Raw genomic sequence first — 15,525 nt, forward strand, 5'->3', positions numbered from 1 at the left:
CACTGGAATCTATAGTTCTCCTTTTCTGGTCACGCACACAACTGTACAAATGTTGCGATTTGAAAGTAGTCTCTGCTAGGAAGGATAATAAAAACTGGATTCCAGTGTCAGCTACTTGTATGACACCCTTACTGGTGCGTTACTCATGTTAGAAGTAAATGTTCTTGATGAGAGATGGTGCAGCATTACAGATGATCCAGAGGGTTTTATATTAAATATTATAAACACTTCTCTAAAAGAATTAAAAATAGACCACTATAAACCAAATATATCAATAGCTCTGGCTGATGATGACTTGCTACATCAACTTAATTTAAAATTTAGAGAAATGGATAAGCCAACTAACGTACTATCATTTCCGTGTGAACAATTGTCTAATGAGTGCGATTTAGGAGACATAGCAATTTCAATAGACACAATAAAAAGAGAATCGCATGAGTATTGTATACCCATTCTTGCTCACATTGCACACATGTTAGTGCATGGATTACTGCATTTACTTGGTTATGATCACCAAAAAAAAGATGAAGAAATTATAATGCAAAATCTAGAAAGAGAGATTTTAGCTTCTCTTGGCTACAATATGTGCGCGATTTAAAAGGAATTTAATAAAAATATAGTAGATGATAATAAAATATGTTATCTACAAAGGGTTTTAGCTATAAACAATAAAAGGTAAGTGATATGGTTCAGTTTTCTTTGCCAAAGAATTCTAAAATTAGTCAAAAGGGCAAAATTTATCCTATTCCTGCTAGAGCAAAAAACATCAGAAGATTTCAAATTTACCGTTGGTCTGCTGATGACGAGAAAAACCCTAGAATAGACACATTTTTTATTGATATGGATAGTTGTGGCCCTATGGTACTTGATGCATTAATAAAAATAAAGGATGAAATAGATTCGACTTTAACTTTCAGACGTTCTTGTAGAGAAGGCATATGTGGATCTTGTGCCATGAATATTGACGGAACCAATACTCTTGCATGTACTAGATCTATACACGATATAAAAGGTGATGTAAAAATATATCCATTACCTCACATGTATGTGATAAAGGACCTAGTCTCGGACTTGAGCCAATTTTATGAGCAATACAAATCAATTAAACCTTGGTTACAAGCAGATAAGCCTGCCCTACCAAATAAAGAATACTCTCAATCTCCTGAAGATAGAAAAAAATTAGATGGCTTGTCCGACTGTATATTATGTGCTTGCTGTTCGACTGGTTGCCCAAGCTACTGGTGGAATAGTGATAAATTTTTAGGACCAGCAATACTATTACAAGCCTACAGATGGATTGCTGACAGCCGTGATAATAAGATAGGTGAAAGACTTGATGTTTTAAACGACCCATTCAAGTTGTATCGTTGTCATACAATAATGAATTGCACAAAAACTTGTCCTAAAGGACTTAATCCAGCAAGAGCAATAGCGAAAGTAAAACAGCTCATGATAGAGAAAGAAGGAGTTTAAGTATCATCTTTTGCATTCTTCGTAAGAGAACAGCAAACCTTCCGAAGCGTAGGGTATTGTTAATACCCTGAACGCTTTTCCATTCGTGAAATGCATCGTATCATCATACGATGCAAATAATTTTTTGAATAACTCATGTCTTTGGTTACTAATAGTTTGAAAATCCTCTTTTTCTAAAAGCTTTTTAGATTCGAAGAGGTAAAGCATAACTTCATGATAAGTTGGGTAAGATGCCAAAAATTTTGGGTCAAACTGAAAGGTTTTTATGAAAGCATTATTATAAAATTTTAGCTTTTGATTCTTACTATATATTACTATAGCAACCGGCAACCTCTCAAGCAAATTTTTCTGTGTAGCTAAATAACTGTTTAATTCAGTATATAATTTCTCTGCATCACTAACATCTTTCCCATACATTACTATGCTACCAGAACCTTGTATTGGAATTTTAACAAAATCGAAAACCTTAGGTTCGTTCTTGTAAGTTACGACATGCCTTCCTGGTTTTGTGCTATGAGCGCTACTGGTAATAGCAAATTTCTTAGAGCCATCTACATATTTATCATAAAACAAATTATAAAATTCTACCTTTCTATTCTTGTTATATTTTAGTATTGGAAATGGTAAAGAGTTGAAAACATTTTTATAGCTCTCCACTTCTTGTGTAAGCTTACTATTTTCTAGCTCAAGTCCGTGAGCTTTTATTTTACAGTCTGAGACATTCCTTATCCATAATAGCACACCTATCACATTGTTAGAATCATCTATTATGCTTCTACCGTAACATATGCAATAAACCTCACTGTCTTTTGACTTTAAATCTAGAGTAAAAGATTTATTTATTTCCTTTGCCTCAGCAAAATTTTCAACTAAGCTTTCTGATTGCTCAAAAAAATTCACAAACTCATTAAACGAGTAAAAAACAGTATTAAGCAAAATTAGTAAGTTAGGAGAGAACTTTTCTATACGTTTTTTTGCATCCCAAATATAAAACCCATCATTCACAGTATCAATTAAATTATTTATGATAACATTTTGATGCTGTAAGTTCTTAATCTTATTACTAATTTTTAATTTAGAATAAGAAAGAAAGAATAATACTATAATTAATATTAAAACTACTTCATACAAAAAAAACATAGCAATTCTAAAACAGATGTAAAAATTTGTAACCGCTCAGAATTATGCTGAAGAGTTATATAAGTAAAGATTGCCTAACATCTGAAAGCCCAATCTCTTATAAAGGTTTACAGAAGGTTTCATACAATGTGCTACTATATATTTGCATTCAAGCTGCTTAGCTATCTTTATTCTTTCTAAAACCATTTGGGTACCTATTCCACGATTCCTGTAAATTGGTAAAACTCCATCACTATAAAAACCAGCTACGCTGTCTTGAACATAAAGACCGCATGTCCCAATAATTTCATTATTTAGTGTTACAAGAAAAAACCTTAATCTTAAGTTCTTATCATCATAATTTGATAATCCGCGAAAGAATGTGCTGACAATTCCAACGTTATGATAAAAAATTCTAGAAGTGTGTAAATCTAACTGTTCTAAGAGATCGCTACCATTTACAGGATTTAACCTCAAATTTGAAATAACATCAGTAGGTAAAAAGTAATTTTTCATATTAAGTAAAGCTTTTTTTGGTGTGCTAACGCGTTTTACTTCACACTTTTCTAAAATATCTCTTATTTTCATATGTGAATTTATTACCCATGTTGCTTCTATATCTCTTGTTCTGAGATAATCTAGAGTTTTTTGTATAGAAAGCTCGGTACATTGATCTCCACAGAACACAAAATTAAATAATGACTCCCTGGTACCGTTTATCGTAAATGTGACGTTATCAAATTCATCGTGTACTTCCCACTCAGATAAATTCGCTGTGTACAGTATATAATCCTTTAGATTTTGAACAATTAAGCTTGAATAATAGATTTTTTTATCCTGCATACACCAATAATAAACAATAAAAGGCTCCTATAAGAACACAGACTAAAACTGCAGCTATAATATCATCTAGCATAACACCTAGAGGACCTTTGGTATTTCTATCGATCAAATTTATAGGCCACGTTTTTATTATATCAAAAAACCTAAAAGAAAAAAAGCACAACAACAATGAAGAGCAATTCATCTCTTGGCTTAACAATACCGAAACTAAAAGTATTGTCAGCAATTGACCAACTACTTCGTCAATTACTACCTCTTTTGGATCACATGAAGTCTTGTAATGTTTTATATAATTGCCTATAGACCATAATCCAATCAAGAATAATAAAAAAATAATTGCTGCACCTAAAATTCTGTTACTCAGTATTACAGGAACAATTGGATAAGAAGCTAAGCTGCCTACAGTACCTGGCATTTTTTTTACTGTGCCAGACAGCCACCATGTTGATATCAATTTATATAAAAATTTCACAATACACCAAAGTACAAAACTAATTTACAAGAACAGAAATAGTGTCCTCTATAGAGGCGCTTTCATACAATAATTTATAGACCGCTTCACATATAGGCATTTTAACTCCTAACTTTTGTGTTAAATCAAAAGTAGACTTAACAGTACTGACACCTTCGATTAGCAACTTGCCTTCAATTGGGACTTGTCGAATATCATACTCCTCATGGCTATTACCTAAATTGAATCCAAAAGATAGATTTCTTGAGTTTAAGGATGTGCATGTCATAATTAAGTCACCCAAACATGCTGGCCCAAGTAGTGTATTTATATCCACATTACCGTTACCAACTTTTGCTGAGTATAAAGCCTTAATTTCGCTCACACTTTTCGTAATCAATGCTGCATGAGCATTAAACCCAAGTTTACTACCTAGAACAATCCCACACGCTATAGCAAAAACGTTCTTTAACGCTGCACAAATCTGTATCCCTATAACATCGCTACTAAGGTGTAATTTAACATTTTCTTGCTGTAGTTCTGATATTAGCTTTGAACCCAATATGTTATTTCGACATGCAAGAACCATTGAATAGGGTAATTTTCTTGCAACTTCTACAGCAAAACTAGGGCCTGAAAAAATAGCAATAGGATTGTTAGGTAAAACTTCATTTACTATTTCACTAGGTAATTTTAATGTAGACTTTTCTATTCCCTTACAAGCTAAAATTATTGCTACATCTTTTTTCAGATTACAATTATGCAATTGCTGACATACTTCCCTTAGAGACTGAGTGGGAACAGCGAGGATTGTTACTGAAGCATTAACTGCGTCTTCAATAGCTAATTTTACTGACACATTATCAGAAATTCGACAACCGGGTAGCTTGTCACTTTCTCTTTTCTCGTTGATTGATTCAAATGTAGTTTCATTGCGAGTCCACAAAATCACATCTTTCTTACTACTTAATGAAATTGCGATTGCTGTACCCCATGCACCAGCACCTAAAATTGATATTGCCACACAATATTCCTGAAAGTATTACTTATACTTTAAAATAGTAGAATAAGTAAATTAAAAATATAACACAGACGTATAAAATAGTTAAATGTTTATTAACCTAAGTATTCTTTTAATAATAACTTTAATTCAATATTTACTAAAAATATCATTATTATTATAGTATATGATGTATCTATTATATTTTAGATCTTATTTATATAATTTTGGAACAATATATTACTATTAATTAATAAGTGTAATTTTGATCATTTGTTAATAAAAATTTGATTTGTTACTTTCCTTAGTTATATATATTACTAAAATTATAAATTATTTATGGGGTGTAAAATATGCGTATATTATTAATTGAAGATGATCAAGTAAGTGCAAAGACTGTGGTTAATGCCTTAACTTCTGATGGGCATTTTTGTGACGTTGTCACTTCTGCACAAGATTATAACAATAATATGGTTTCCTCAAATGGAGATTACTATGACCTAGTTATTCTAGATATACACTTGCCTGGTGACATTGATGGATATGATATATTGTTAAGATTAAGAAGTGCAAAAATCAAAGTTCCTGTCTTAATACTTTCATGTATATCTGCTGTCAATCACAAAGCTAAAGGGCTCGGGTATGGTGCCGATGATTACTTAACCAAGCCATTTCATAAAAGCGAGTTATTAGCTCGAATTAAGGCCATAGTGCGTCGTACTAAAGGCCATCCTGAATCAGTGATCAAGATTGGTAATATAAATATCAATTTTGATCACAGGGTTGTTGAGGTGAAAGGTAAAACGGTTCACCTTACTAATAAAGAGTATTCTATGATAGAATTGCTAGCACTGCGTAAAGGAACAGTATTAACAAAAGAAATGTTCTTAAACCATCTTTACAATGGCTTAGATGAACCTTCAGATAACAAGATAGTTGATGTTTTTATGTGTAAACTACGTAAGAAACTTGAAAGTGCAAATGATGGAAAAAGCCACATAGAAACCGTTTGGGGCAGAGGGTATGTTCTGAAAGAGTATGTTGATGATGAAGAATATTCTAATGTTAATGTAGGCGAAAGAAGTGATGGCTATCAAGCAGAACAAGTGAAGGACAATGCATGAAATGCCTACACATTTAAATATAGCATGGCTTATATCGCACGTATCATGTGAACGCCTAGGTGAAATATAAGCCAAGTTCTGTTTATGTAGCTATTTATCTGGAGTAAATGTTACCATTTACCGCATGCGATTTACCCGAGTAGATATGAGGAAAACATAAAATCTACTTCTATTTAATCTTGCTCCTAGTGTTGGTTACTCGACTACCAATGTTACCATTGCCATGGTGTGCTCTTACCACACCTTTTCACCCTTACCTAAAATATTAGGCGGTAATTTTCTGTAGCCCTATAACTGGAGTTACCTCCGGCGGGCGTTACCCGTCACTATTTTCCCTTGGAGCCCGGACTTTCCTCTGCTATGTTTATTACACAACAGCAGCTACTTATTCCACCCAGAAATTATACTTTAACATGAAAATCACAAAAGCAAAAGACAATTTCCTAACAGTCTACATATTAAAAACATTCAGACAAATAGCTAAAGGTGATATTCCGGCACATCATCGCTATCCCAAGATAAGCTTCTTTCACTCTTAGACTCCGCTTCAGTCAGTCAAGAGCTTGGTCCACTGCCTGAAGACGATGAGCTACTTCTTGATCGACTACTATTTTCTACTGATATACTGTCTAGTACTGTTCCACTACCATAACTGCTCATTCTGTTACTAGCAACAAAAATTTCTTCATCGCTATTGCCACTTGAAGATGATCTTCTTCTATCATTGAAATCAGTTAGTTCTAACACAGTAGCAGCATTACGACCCTTAACATATTTGTATGCCATGAATCCTATAATTCCGGCAATACTTATTATCGCTCCAACCAAAGATCCCCCTATCACTCCTGCTCTATTAGACCCTATAGCAAGTTGAGTAGGCTGTGGTGAAGAAGTAGTTTGAGGAAGTAAAGTCGTGGTAAATATAGGAGTTGTTGACTCTCTTGTTCTAGTACTTGGTATAATAAATACTGTTTGTGTAGTTTTCTCTGAGCTTGTCGTTGGCACAGTTGGCTCCACTGTTACTGTGCTTGTTTGAGTCGTTGACTCTGTTGAAGGTTTACTCATTGTAGAAGTAGGTGCAACGGTAGTTGATGCTTCTGTTGTTAATTTGGTAGTCTTTACAGTGTCGGTTTCTGTTGTGCTAGTAATTGCAGCAGTCAGCGTTTTCTTATACCAATTCCCACTATACAAAGAACGGATAGACAATAATGGGAAAAAAGCCATACTAAAGTAAGTGAAGTAGCGAGGTATAAATGGCATTAAGATCAAAATTATTGGATGAAAAAGTAGTAGAATCAGCAAAAGAAATGCTGAAGAAAGTAAGGAACAATGTATATGTTTCAAAAAAACTAAATGCTGTAATTGCGGCAAAAAAGCATAGTATAACGGCTGTAGCAAAAATATATTGAATTTCAAGAAGCGCACTAACTTCGTGGATAAAACTCTTGAAATTTGGCAGAGAAGAAAAACTGTTTGCTCCTCCATCACGCCGTAGAAAAACTAAATTAAATCAGGCTCAACTACAGCAAATTGAAGCATGTATAGAAGAAAATCCTAATATTACCATTAAAGAAATGAGAATAAGAATCCAGGAAAAGTTCGGATTAAATATCAGCAAATCTACAGTACACCGCCATATGCAAAAGATGAAATTTTCATATATTACACCAAGACCAGTACACAACGTACAAGATAAAAGTAAACAAGAGGAATTCAAAAAAAAATCTCAATGAAGTTATTGGCAAGTATCCAGAAAAAGAGCTATTTTTCTTTGATGAATCAAGGTTTGGCACACATTCGAAAGTTGGGCATGAATGGTTTAAAAAAGGCACTAGGACTCGGGTTAAAATAAAATTAGGTAGGCATAATTTTTATCTCTACAGTGCAGTTAATCCTAAAAATGGAGAGAGTTTTAGCTTATTTGCACTAAATGTTAACACTGATTGCATGAATGTATTTCTTGAGCAAATGTCGCAATATCTAGGGACAAGAGAAGCTGTTCTTGTTATGGACTGTGCTAGTTGGCATAAGTCAAAAAATTTAAAGGTAGCTAAAAATATTGAGATTATATACCTACCTCCATATTCACCTGAACTCAATCCTGTTGAGAGGCTTTGGTTATACATAAAACAGAACATTTTGCGCAATAAAATATACGATACAATTGCTCTGCTTTAGGGTGCTTTGTGCAAATTTATTACTTCTCTTGCCAGCTCCACAATTAAACAACTCTGCAATTTCTCCTATTTGACTGACCAACAGTGAGAATTGGTATAACTTGCCTTCATTTGTCATTCGCTCAAACTCACGTTGCCATACCTGATTTCTTTCCAATTTTCTTTTTTAGTTTTGATCTGATTTACCTTGAAGTTCTTTTATCTCCTTTTCCAATTCTTCTATTGCTTCTTTTACAGCACTTTTAAATGCCGGTTGCACTATTGAAATCATGTTATCGTGAGTACAAGAGAACTTGTATCTCGTACCGCCGTATTTAAAAAAAATATCACTAGTGCTTATTACTTCAACTGCAATTTCTATTCCCTTGTTTGCTCCCGAAGTTTTTGCTTTCAACTTTTTTATTGTATTTTGTGTTGTACTTTGAGCTAGATCGAAACCGATATTAGTACAGATAGTAAAGTCCTTTAGGTCACCATCTGCAAAATCTGGATTAATTTTAATCTTTAGATAGGAAACAAAATATTTTGGAACGCTAAATTCACCACTTTTATTTTTTGAAAGCAATTTACCTACACCGATTCCTTCGCATTCATTTTGCTTGTGTTTGTTTTGTATAAACCTATGTACTATTTTTTCATTTTTCCTATCCTGAAAAACAATATCATCAAAACCCGTAGCTGATTCCATTTCTGTGGCTAAACGGAAAGAATATCCAACATCTACTGCACGTTTGAGAAGCAGCATTACCCACTTTAGTTGGTAGATATCACCATGAAGAGACCGCTTTCTTCCCCAAGCAGGATAAGTTTCAGGCATCCTCAACCTCACATAATTTTAAAAATAGTACCGACAAATGGTAAAAAACATATATGTCATAATATACATACACCGTAGCGTAGATTTAATACGAGATGTGCTGTTATGTAAATAAAAAAATGTGACTAATTACTTAATCTCTCACTCAAAATTAAATTCACCACATCAGGGCTGGCTTTTCCCTTGGTAAGTTTCATAACTTCGCCAACAAAGAATCCGTATAACTTTGTTTTACCGCTTTTGTATTCTTGAACTTTATCTTGGTTGCTATTGATGATTGTGTCGATAACTTCTGATATTTGACCTTTATCGGTTATTTGCTTTAGGTACTGCTCTTCTATGATGAGAGATGCAGGTTTGCCAGTTTCAAACATACTATCGAATACTTGTTTGCCAAGTTTAGCAGAGATTGTTCCATCAACGATAAAATCTAAGAGTTCTGACAAAGCATTTGCTTTGATTGGAGAGTCAGCAATATCAATATTTGCTTTATTTAAACGACCGAAAAGCTCTACAGTTAACCAGGTGACTGCGAGCTTTGAATCATGTTTTTTTATCAATTCCTCAAAGTAATCAGCAATCGCCTTATCGGAAGTAATGACGTTTGCATCGTATTCATTGATACCTAATTCCTCAATGTATCGCAGCTTTTTTTGATCTGGCAACTCGGGCAAAGATGATTGAATTAAATCAATTTTCTCCTGGCTTACCTCAACAGGTAATAAATCAGGCTCAGGGAAGTATCTATAGTCGCTTGCATCCTCTTTGCTTCTCATCACTTTTGTTTTTCCCAAAGCGACATCAAACAATAAGGTATCTTGACTTATTTCTTCTCCACTTTCTAAAATTTCAATTTGTCTTTGTATTTCATAGTCTATAGCTTGCACAATATAACGTATCGAGTTCAGATTTTTTATTTCACAACGAGTGCCAAATGTACTACTGCCTTTTAGGCGAACAGAAACATTTGCATCACAACGAAGTGATCCCTTTTCCATATCACCATCACATGAACCAATGTAACGCAAAATCTGCCTCAATTTTTTCATGCATTCTGCAGCTTCTGCAGATGACCTAAGATCTGGCTCTGAAACAATTTCCATTAAAGCAACCCCTGCACGATTTAAATCCACATAAGTTTTGCTTTCCTCATGAACGCTCTTTCCTGCGTCTTGCTCTAAATGAATTCTCGCAATTCTTATTTCCTTTTCATTGTCATTGATAAATACTCTACCATTTTTAACTATTGGCTCAAAAAACTGGGTTATCTGGTAACCTTGCGGTAAATCAGGATAAAAATAATTTTTCCGATCAAAGTAAGAACACTTATTAATTTCTGCAGAAAGTGCAAGACCGGTGCGTATTACTTGCTCTATGCAGTAATAATTTAGTATTGGCAGCGTACCTGGCATTGCCGCATCAACTAGAGAAACTTGAGTGTTATGCTCAGCACCAAACTCCGTTGATGAGCTAGAAAATAGCTTCGTATTAGAAGAAACTTGAGCGTGCACCTCAAGCCCAATTACCGCTTCCCAATCCTCTTTCGTCATGTATTTTATTTAAATGATAATCTTAATATTCTGCAAAATTAACACAAAAAGTCAAAACAAAACCCACATTTTTATTTTTTATCTTAACTTTTTAACCTATAGTAATTAAAATATGACCTTACCCAGAAAAAGTGAAGAGAAAGAAAAGACGTTTTTTTATAATAAAAATGTTTTTTCAAAAGGAGTAGTAATGACAAAAAGAAGAGAATATACAGTTGAGTTTTAATTAGAAGCTGTGTATTAAACAGCGTAGACATTCTGCTATTAATTATTGCATTCCTGAGCAATTTGATTCATTATTCTTTTTGTAAAAAATTTTCTTGACTTTCTCTCTACTTTTTCTGGGTAAGGTCACTTTAAAGGAAGTCTAATAGATGCTACATAGAAATCCAGATGAGTTTCTAAAGTCTATTCCAAAAGATAAGCGCATAATGTGCCTTGACATGGGAGAAAAGCAAATAGGCATAGCATTTAGCGATAAAACACAGCTTATAGCCACAGCTCATAGTGTATATTATAGGAAAAATATGAGCAAAGATTTAGGTTATCTGCATAGAATATTCAAAGAAAATGAAGCTGGATCAATGGTAATAGGACTACCATTAAAAATGGACGAGCAAGAAACTAAATGGTGTAAAACCATAATCCAATTCGCAAATAAAATAATAAAAAAATATAAAGTACATATATACTTACAAGACGAAAGCTTCTCAACATCTATCGCAACTCATACACTAAAAATCACTGGAATATCAATCACAAAATCGAAAAAAATAGATGATAAAATCTCCGCATGTATTATTTTGCAACGAACGTTAGACAAGATAAATACAATCAAATAGTTTTTTCAGATCTGGAAATCTTCAAACTGAATCTCATATAAAAGTTACTCAACAAAACAAGAACCTTTCGTATAAGCATGACAAATTGCTACAGCAAGAGCATCAGCAGCATGGTGACATTTTATACTCAAATTTTTAACTATTTGCTTCACCATAAATATAATCTGATCCTTATCAGCATGGCCATTTCCGGTAATGCTTTTTTTTACATAGTTTGCATCATATTCATTCATAGTTAGCTTTGTTATTTTTAACGCTAAAATTACAACCCCTCTTGCATATCCTAAAGTTAGTGAAGATTTAGGATTTTTATTAACAAAAATTTTTTCTACTGCAGCTTCATTCGGAGAATATTGAAATATTACTTTCTTTAATTGTTCAAAAATTATATGTAAGCGTTCACCTGTACCCAATTTACCATCAGTTGATATGGTACCGCCGCCCAAAAATTCAATATTATTTTTCTCGTTCAGGCTGATAATGGCCCAACCAGTCTTGCTTATCCCTGGATCTAGACCTATTATTTTAATCACTTAATAAACGCTTAACCAATAGACAAACAAAAATAAAAACATCCAGACTACATCTACAAAGTGCCAATACCAGGAGGCAAACTCAAAGCACAAATGGTCCTGAGGTGTAAACTGGCCTTTCCGCGCTCTAAATAAACACACTGATAAAAATATTATTCCTATTATAACGTGTGCGCAGTGAAAACCGGTAATAATATAAAAATTGGATGTATAAATAAGCTTTTCTCCTGTTTCTTGTAGAGAAAAACTCGCTTCATGATACTCTATTGCTTGCACTATTATAAAAAAAACCCCAAGCAATGTAGTTATGTACAGCATTTTAATCATGCTCTTTTTATCATTTTCAAGTAAAGAGTGATTTGCCCAAGTAATTGTTGTACCAGAAAGCAATAATATTAATGTATTCATGAATGGTAGTGACCACGGATCAGGTGGCAAAATTCCCTCAGGGGGCCATTCAACTTTTTTTGCAGGAGAAAACGCCTCAAATAAAAAAACTGGATCAAGCCAGGCTTTAAAGAATGAACAAAAGAACACTATAAAAAATACGACCTCCGAGAGAATAAATAAGTACATTGCAAATTTAAGTCCATGTTTTACAATGGTAGTATGACATTTATCATAAATGGCCTCCCTTATTACATCTCTCCACCAATAGAACAGCACCCCTGATACTGCGGAGATTCCCAGAACTAAACAAAACATTCCGAAAATTTGTTTATGAAGCGCGCCAACTAATCCAAGTGCAAGAATAAGAATTGCTGCTGATATAGCAATTGGCCAAGGACTTGGGTCCACTAAATGAAAATCATGTTCTTTACTTTTCATAGCACTTTAAAAAATACTTACTAAGGATACAAATTAGCTTAAAATTGTCAATGTTTCTTAGGAAATTGATTGAATCTTGAAAAATTATATGCACCGTTCAAAAAATCTAACACAAATTGTGCAGTTATTCTAAACAACTCAAGCATTTTGCTCTTTTCATTTTCTCTTGCTCTGCTGCAATATCCATCAATAATATTTTCCAAAATAATGCATCCAGACTTTACTGAATCACTGTAACAAAAATAAAACCAATCCCTATATCTATTATTTTTTTTGAATCTATTTTTTATGCTATCAACGACAGTCTTGTATATAAACATGCAAGAATACAAAACCGTCATAGCCTCATAGGTATTACTATACGAGATGGATAAAAGAAAATTAGTGAAATTAAAACACTCAAGAGATTTCTTTCCACGACTTATACTGTACATAGTAAAGTAGTAGTCATATAGCACTCTATTAACAGTCACTGCTCTTTGGGCTACTTCAGTAAGCGAGATAATACTACTATAATCTTCCATTCTGGATGCAGTAATTAAGGTGGTACGAATATAATCACCTAAGAACAACGTCTTTTGTTGAGCATAGAATTTGAAGTTCTCTATATTTAGGGTGTTATTCGCCAACTTAACATTAAAAGGATGCTCAATTATATTCTTTAAAAGATTTGACCCGTAACAGCTCCTAATTATGCCACTGAACACTGTAGTTAACGATAAAGATCAAGTCAACGTAAATAATCCGCTGCTAATATTCTTTGCTAGATATATTAGAGTAATACATCTCATCCCAGAATATTACCTCAAGTTCTAATCCGTTACGAAAAAACTCGAGCATCTTTTTCTTCTCCTTATTACTAGATTCTCTATACAGCTTATTCACAATCTCAGTTATAGCATCAGCTGTGTTATCCACTATATTAGTATTATAGAGATTAATCCATTTTTTATACTTATTGCTTGAAGGAATGCTATCTTTTACCGTATGTTGAAAGGTGATCTGACACATACCAAAACATGGATAAGAAGCTGCTAAGCCTTCAGCTACTGAATTATGGTATGCAGCACGCATGAAGAAATCAATAAAGGCAGAACTAGATTTCGATCTTTTGTGATTATCGGATGAGTTACATTCTGTAAACTGCTCCTCACATAGACTTCGCATACTGAATATTTTACGAGCTATAAAGGTTAATTTATCCATTGTTTCAATATCATTAGCTCTAGCTGCAATAATTAAAAAAGCACGAGTGCAATCCACTAAGCATAAAAAAGTCTGTTGAACGTAGAACTTGAACTTCTTATAACTTAATTTGCCATTCATCAATTCAACATAAAAAGGATGTTTTTCTATTCTATCAATAAGATCAGATGATTCTTTTATAGCTATGCTACAGAATTCTTCTTCTATTCCGTTATACATTTTATGAGCCTCACAATAAAAACTGAATATAATAATTATCACTAATATAGTATAATTATTATGAAAAAGCAATTATACTTCAACAATAAGCTAGTATATAAATATGAGGCTGTAAATCAAAAATTTTAGCAATCTAAAGAAATTTTACTATTACCTTCTATATTGAATTCTCTACAAAGATCAGCAGACAAGTTCATGCTTTCCCAAGAAAATCCACCGTCATTTTCTGACTCTTTACCAAAATGTCCATAACAGGCTGTACGTTTATATATAGGGCGATTAAGCGATAAATGCTTAATTATGCTTTTTGTTGATAAATCTATACTATTCTCGATAAACTCTTTAATTACTCTTTCCTCCACCGCATTCGTACCAAATGTATCAATATAGAATGAAGTAGGTTTTGATACACCAATTGCATAAGAAAGCTGCACAAGACAACGTTCAGCTAAACCTGCAAAGACAATATTTTTAGCAAGGTATCTTGCCATATAAGCTGCAGATCTATCAACTTTGGTTGCATCTTTTCCGGAAAATGCCCCTCCACCGTGTGGAATATAACCTCCATAGGTATCAACCATAATTTTTCGTCCGGTTAATCCACAATCACTAACCGGTCCACCAATAACAAATCTACCAGTTGGATTGACTAAGAGATTTTCCTCAGGACATATCCACCCTTTAGGTAAAGATGAAACTATGTAAGGATAAATTATTTCTTTTACTTTTGATTGATCCAAATCCTCAGGGTGCTGTATTGAGACAATAATACTTTCAGCACGTACCGGGAGGTTATTCTCATATGCCAAAGTGATTTGTGATTTTGCATCCGGACCAAGCTTTGCTTCTTTAACTGCGCTCATGATATTTTTCAGAATCGAGTGTGCATAAAAAATGGGTGCTGGCATAAGGTTTTCTGTCTCTGTTGTTGCATAGCCATACATTATGCCCTGATCCCCAGCACCTTGATCCAACCCTATTGCAATGTCATTTGATTGCTCATGCAGCAGTATATTTACCTTCACTTTTCTCCAGTGGAAACCATCATGCTCATAACCAATATCTTTTATTGTATTCCGTACAATACTTTCAATCCTGCTATTTTTGATGTTAGGTCCGAATACTTCCCCAGCTATAATAACGTTATCTTTGGTGACTAAAGTCTCTATTGCAGCTCGCGCAAAAGGATCAGTGAAAAGGTATTCATCAAGTATTGCATCTGAAATTTGATCTGCTACTTTATCTGGATGACCAGCCGCGACTGACTCACTGGTTACTAAATTTTTATATAAACTCATGCTTTAGGTTTCTGCTTATACAATACCAAAACCGCTATAAAAAAC

At 33.6% G+C, this 15,525-nt stretch carries 16 protein-coding genes, 1 other RNA gene and 1 pseudogene; 5 read left to right on the top strand and 13 right to left on the bottom strand.

What is annotated here, in order from left to right:
* Positions 1 to 145: 145 nt before the first annotated feature.
* Together ybeY and OPR24_RS05200 are read left to right on the top strand one after the other, a co-directional pair.
* Positions 146 to 598 carry an rRNA maturation RNase YbeY gene (ybeY, locus tag OPR24_RS05195; RefSeq protein WP_265032988.1) on the top strand — a complete coding sequence of 151 codons (453 nt, stop codon included), beginning with the start codon at positions 146 to 148 and terminating at the stop codon, positions 596 to 598.
* An 86-nt stretch (positions 599 to 684) separates the two neighbouring features.
* Positions 685 to 1,473, top strand: coding sequence for a succinate dehydrogenase iron-sulfur subunit (locus OPR24_RS05200; RefSeq protein ID WP_265032990.1), 789 nt, complete (start codon positions 685 to 687; stop codon positions 1,471 to 1,473).
* Positions 1,474 to 1,476: 3 nt separating this feature from the next.
* Here the strand turns inward: OPR24_RS05200 and OPR24_RS05205 are convergent, their stop codons facing one another.
* From OPR24_RS05205 to OPR24_RS05220, 4 genes are read right to left on the bottom strand one after another with little or no spacing between them, the layout of a single operon-like run.
* Complete coding sequence (locus tag OPR24_RS05205) at positions 1,477 to 2,613, bottom strand: transcriptional regulator (protein WP_265032992.1); 1,137 nt, start codon at positions 2,611 to 2,613, stop codon at positions 1,477 to 1,479.
* Between the two features lie 42 nt (positions 2,614 to 2,655).
* On the bottom strand, positions 2,656 to 3,435 hold the full coding sequence (locus OPR24_RS05210; protein ID WP_265032995.1) for a GNAT family N-acetyltransferase: 780 nt from the start codon (positions 3,433 to 3,435) through the stop codon (positions 2,656 to 2,658).
* Positions 3,425 to 3,907, bottom strand: a complete 483-nt coding sequence (locus OPR24_RS05215) for a phosphatidylglycerophosphatase A family protein (RefSeq protein WP_265032996.1) — start codon at positions 3,905 to 3,907, stop codon at positions 3,425 to 3,427. The genes OPR24_RS05210 and OPR24_RS05215 overlap by 11 nt, the downstream gene beginning before the upstream one ends.
* A gap of 19 nt (positions 3,908 to 3,926) precedes the next feature.
* On the bottom strand, positions 3,927 to 4,910 hold the full coding sequence (locus OPR24_RS05220) for an NAD(P)H-dependent glycerol-3-phosphate dehydrogenase (RefSeq protein WP_265032997.1): 984 nt from the start codon (positions 4,908 to 4,910) through the stop codon (positions 3,927 to 3,929).
* A gap of 329 nt (positions 4,911 to 5,239) precedes the next feature.
* Between OPR24_RS05220 and OPR24_RS05225 the strand changes: the two genes are divergently transcribed.
* Positions 5,240 to 6,010: a response regulator transcription factor gene (locus tag OPR24_RS05225; protein ID WP_265033000.1), complete on the top strand. Its 771-nt coding sequence runs from the start codon at positions 5,240 to 5,242 to the stop codon at positions 6,008 to 6,010.
* Between the two features lie 52 nt (positions 6,011 to 6,062).
* Here the strand turns inward: OPR24_RS05225 and rnpB are convergent.
* Positions 6,063 to 6,407, bottom strand: an RNA gene (gene rnpB, locus OPR24_RS05230) — RNase P RNA component class A.
* Positions 6,408 to 6,565: 158 nt separating this feature from the next.
* Complete coding sequence (locus tag OPR24_RS05235) at positions 6,566 to 7,234, bottom strand: hypothetical protein (protein WP_265033002.1); 669 nt, start codon at positions 7,232 to 7,234, stop codon at positions 6,566 to 6,568.
* 29 nt (positions 7,235 to 7,263) lie between these two features.
* Between OPR24_RS05235 and OPR24_RS05240 the strand changes: the two are divergent.
* A pseudogene (locus OPR24_RS05240) lies at positions 7,264 to 8,275 on the top strand (IS630 family transposase).
* Between the two features lie 78 nt (positions 8,276 to 8,353).
* On the opposite strand, the gene OPR24_RS05245 reads toward OPR24_RS05240, so the two are convergent.
* Both OPR24_RS05245 and gatB read right to left on the bottom strand, forming a co-directional pair.
* Positions 8,354 to 9,004 carry a hypothetical protein gene (locus OPR24_RS05245; RefSeq protein WP_265033004.1) on the bottom strand — a complete coding sequence of 217 codons (651 nt, stop codon included), beginning with the start codon at positions 9,002 to 9,004 and terminating at the stop codon, positions 8,354 to 8,356.
* A gap of 125 nt (positions 9,005 to 9,129) precedes the next feature.
* Entirely contained in the window at positions 9,130 to 10,554 is a 1,425-nt protein-coding gene (gene gatB, locus OPR24_RS05250) for an Asp-tRNA(Asn)/Glu-tRNA(Gln) amidotransferase subunit GatB (protein WP_265033007.1), read from the bottom strand.
* A 374-nt stretch (positions 10,555 to 10,928) separates the two neighbouring features.
* On the opposite strand from gatB, the gene ruvX reads away from it, so the two are divergent.
* Positions 10,929 to 11,396 (top strand): Holliday junction resolvase RuvX, encoded by a 468-nt coding sequence (gene ruvX, locus OPR24_RS05255; RefSeq protein WP_253309368.1) that lies wholly within the window; start codon positions 10,929 to 10,931, stop codon positions 11,394 to 11,396.
* A gap of 44 nt (positions 11,397 to 11,440) precedes the next feature.
* Here the strand turns inward: ruvX and ruvC are convergent, their stop codons facing one another.
* From ruvC to metK, 5 genes are all read right to left on the bottom strand, one after another.
* Positions 11,441 to 11,929 (bottom strand): crossover junction endodeoxyribonuclease RuvC, encoded by a 489-nt coding sequence (gene ruvC, locus OPR24_RS05260; protein ID WP_265033009.1) that lies wholly within the window; start codon positions 11,927 to 11,929, stop codon positions 11,441 to 11,443.
* The gene (locus OPR24_RS05265; protein WP_265033011.1) at positions 11,930 to 12,757 is read right to left on the bottom strand and encodes a cytochrome c oxidase subunit 3; all 828 of its coding nucleotides are present in this window, start codon (positions 12,755 to 12,757) and stop codon (positions 11,930 to 11,932) included. It lies immediately after the preceding gene.
* A 47-nt stretch (positions 12,758 to 12,804) separates the two neighbouring features.
* Entirely contained in the window at positions 12,805 to 13,464 is a 660-nt protein-coding gene (locus OPR24_RS05270; protein WP_265033013.1) for a TenA family protein, read from the bottom strand.
* A 43-nt stretch (positions 13,465 to 13,507) separates the two neighbouring features.
* A complete protein-coding gene (locus OPR24_RS05275; RefSeq protein ID WP_265033016.1) occupies positions 13,508 to 14,182 on the bottom strand; it encodes a TenA family protein in 675 nt (224 codons plus the stop codon).
* Between the two features lie 125 nt (positions 14,183 to 14,307).
* Positions 14,308 to 15,480 carry a methionine adenosyltransferase gene (metK, locus tag OPR24_RS05280; RefSeq protein WP_265033018.1) on the bottom strand — a complete coding sequence of 391 codons (1,173 nt, stop codon included), beginning with the start codon at positions 15,478 to 15,480 and terminating at the stop codon, positions 14,308 to 14,310.
* Positions 15,481 to 15,525 lie beyond the last annotated feature (45 nt).

The sequence above is a fragment of the Wolbachia endosymbiont (group A) of Sicus ferrugineus genome, from assembly GCF_947251515.1.
Lineage (GTDB): Bacteria > Pseudomonadota > Alphaproteobacteria > Rickettsiales > Anaplasmataceae > Wolbachia.

What these genes read in the sequence shown, in the direction of transcription:
- OPR24_RS05265 (WP_265033011.1), bottom strand. Translation starts at nt 12,757, where the DNA reads ATGAAAAGTAAAGAACATGATTTTCATTTAGTGGACCCAAGTCCTTGG.
- OPR24_RS05225 (WP_265033000.1), top strand. Translation starts at nt 5,240, where the DNA reads ATGCGTATATTATTAATTGAAGATGATCAAGTAAGTGCAAAGACTGTG.
- OPR24_RS05235 (WP_265033002.1), bottom strand. Translation starts at nt 7,234, where the DNA reads ATGGCTTTTTTCCCATTATTGTCTATCCGTTCTTTGTATAGTGGGAAT.
- OPR24_RS05210 (WP_265032995.1), bottom strand. Translation starts at nt 3,435, where the DNA reads ATGCAGGATAAAAAAATCTATTATTCAAGCTTAATTGTTCAAAATCTA.
- OPR24_RS05275 (WP_265033016.1), bottom strand. Translation starts at nt 14,182, where the DNA reads ATGTATAACGGAATAGAAGAAGAATTCTGTAGCATAGCTATAAAAGAA.
- gatB (WP_265033007.1), bottom strand. Translation starts at nt 10,554, where the DNA reads ATGACGAAAGAGGATTGGGAAGCGGTAATTGGGCTTGAGGTGCACGCT.
- ruvX (WP_253309368.1), top strand. Translation starts at nt 10,929, where the DNA reads ATGCTACATAGAAATCCAGATGAGTTTCTAAAGTCTATTCCAAAAGAT.
- OPR24_RS05200 (WP_265032990.1), top strand. Translation starts at nt 685, where the DNA reads ATGGTTCAGTTTTCTTTGCCAAAGAATTCTAAAATTAGTCAAAAGGGC.
- metK (WP_265033018.1), bottom strand. Translation starts at nt 15,480, where the DNA reads ATGAGTTTATATAAAAATTTAGTAACCAGTGAGTCAGTCGCGGCTGGT.
- OPR24_RS05245 (WP_265033004.1), bottom strand. Translation starts at nt 9,004, where the DNA reads ATGCCTGAAACTTATCCTGCTTGGGGAAGAAAGCGGTCTCTTCATGGT.
- ybeY (WP_265032988.1), top strand. Translation starts at nt 146, where the DNA reads ATGTTAGAAGTAAATGTTCTTGATGAGAGATGGTGCAGCATTACAGAT.
- OPR24_RS05205 (WP_265032992.1), bottom strand. Translation starts at nt 2,613, where the DNA reads ATGTTTTTTTTGTATGAAGTAGTTTTAATATTAATTATAGTATTATTC.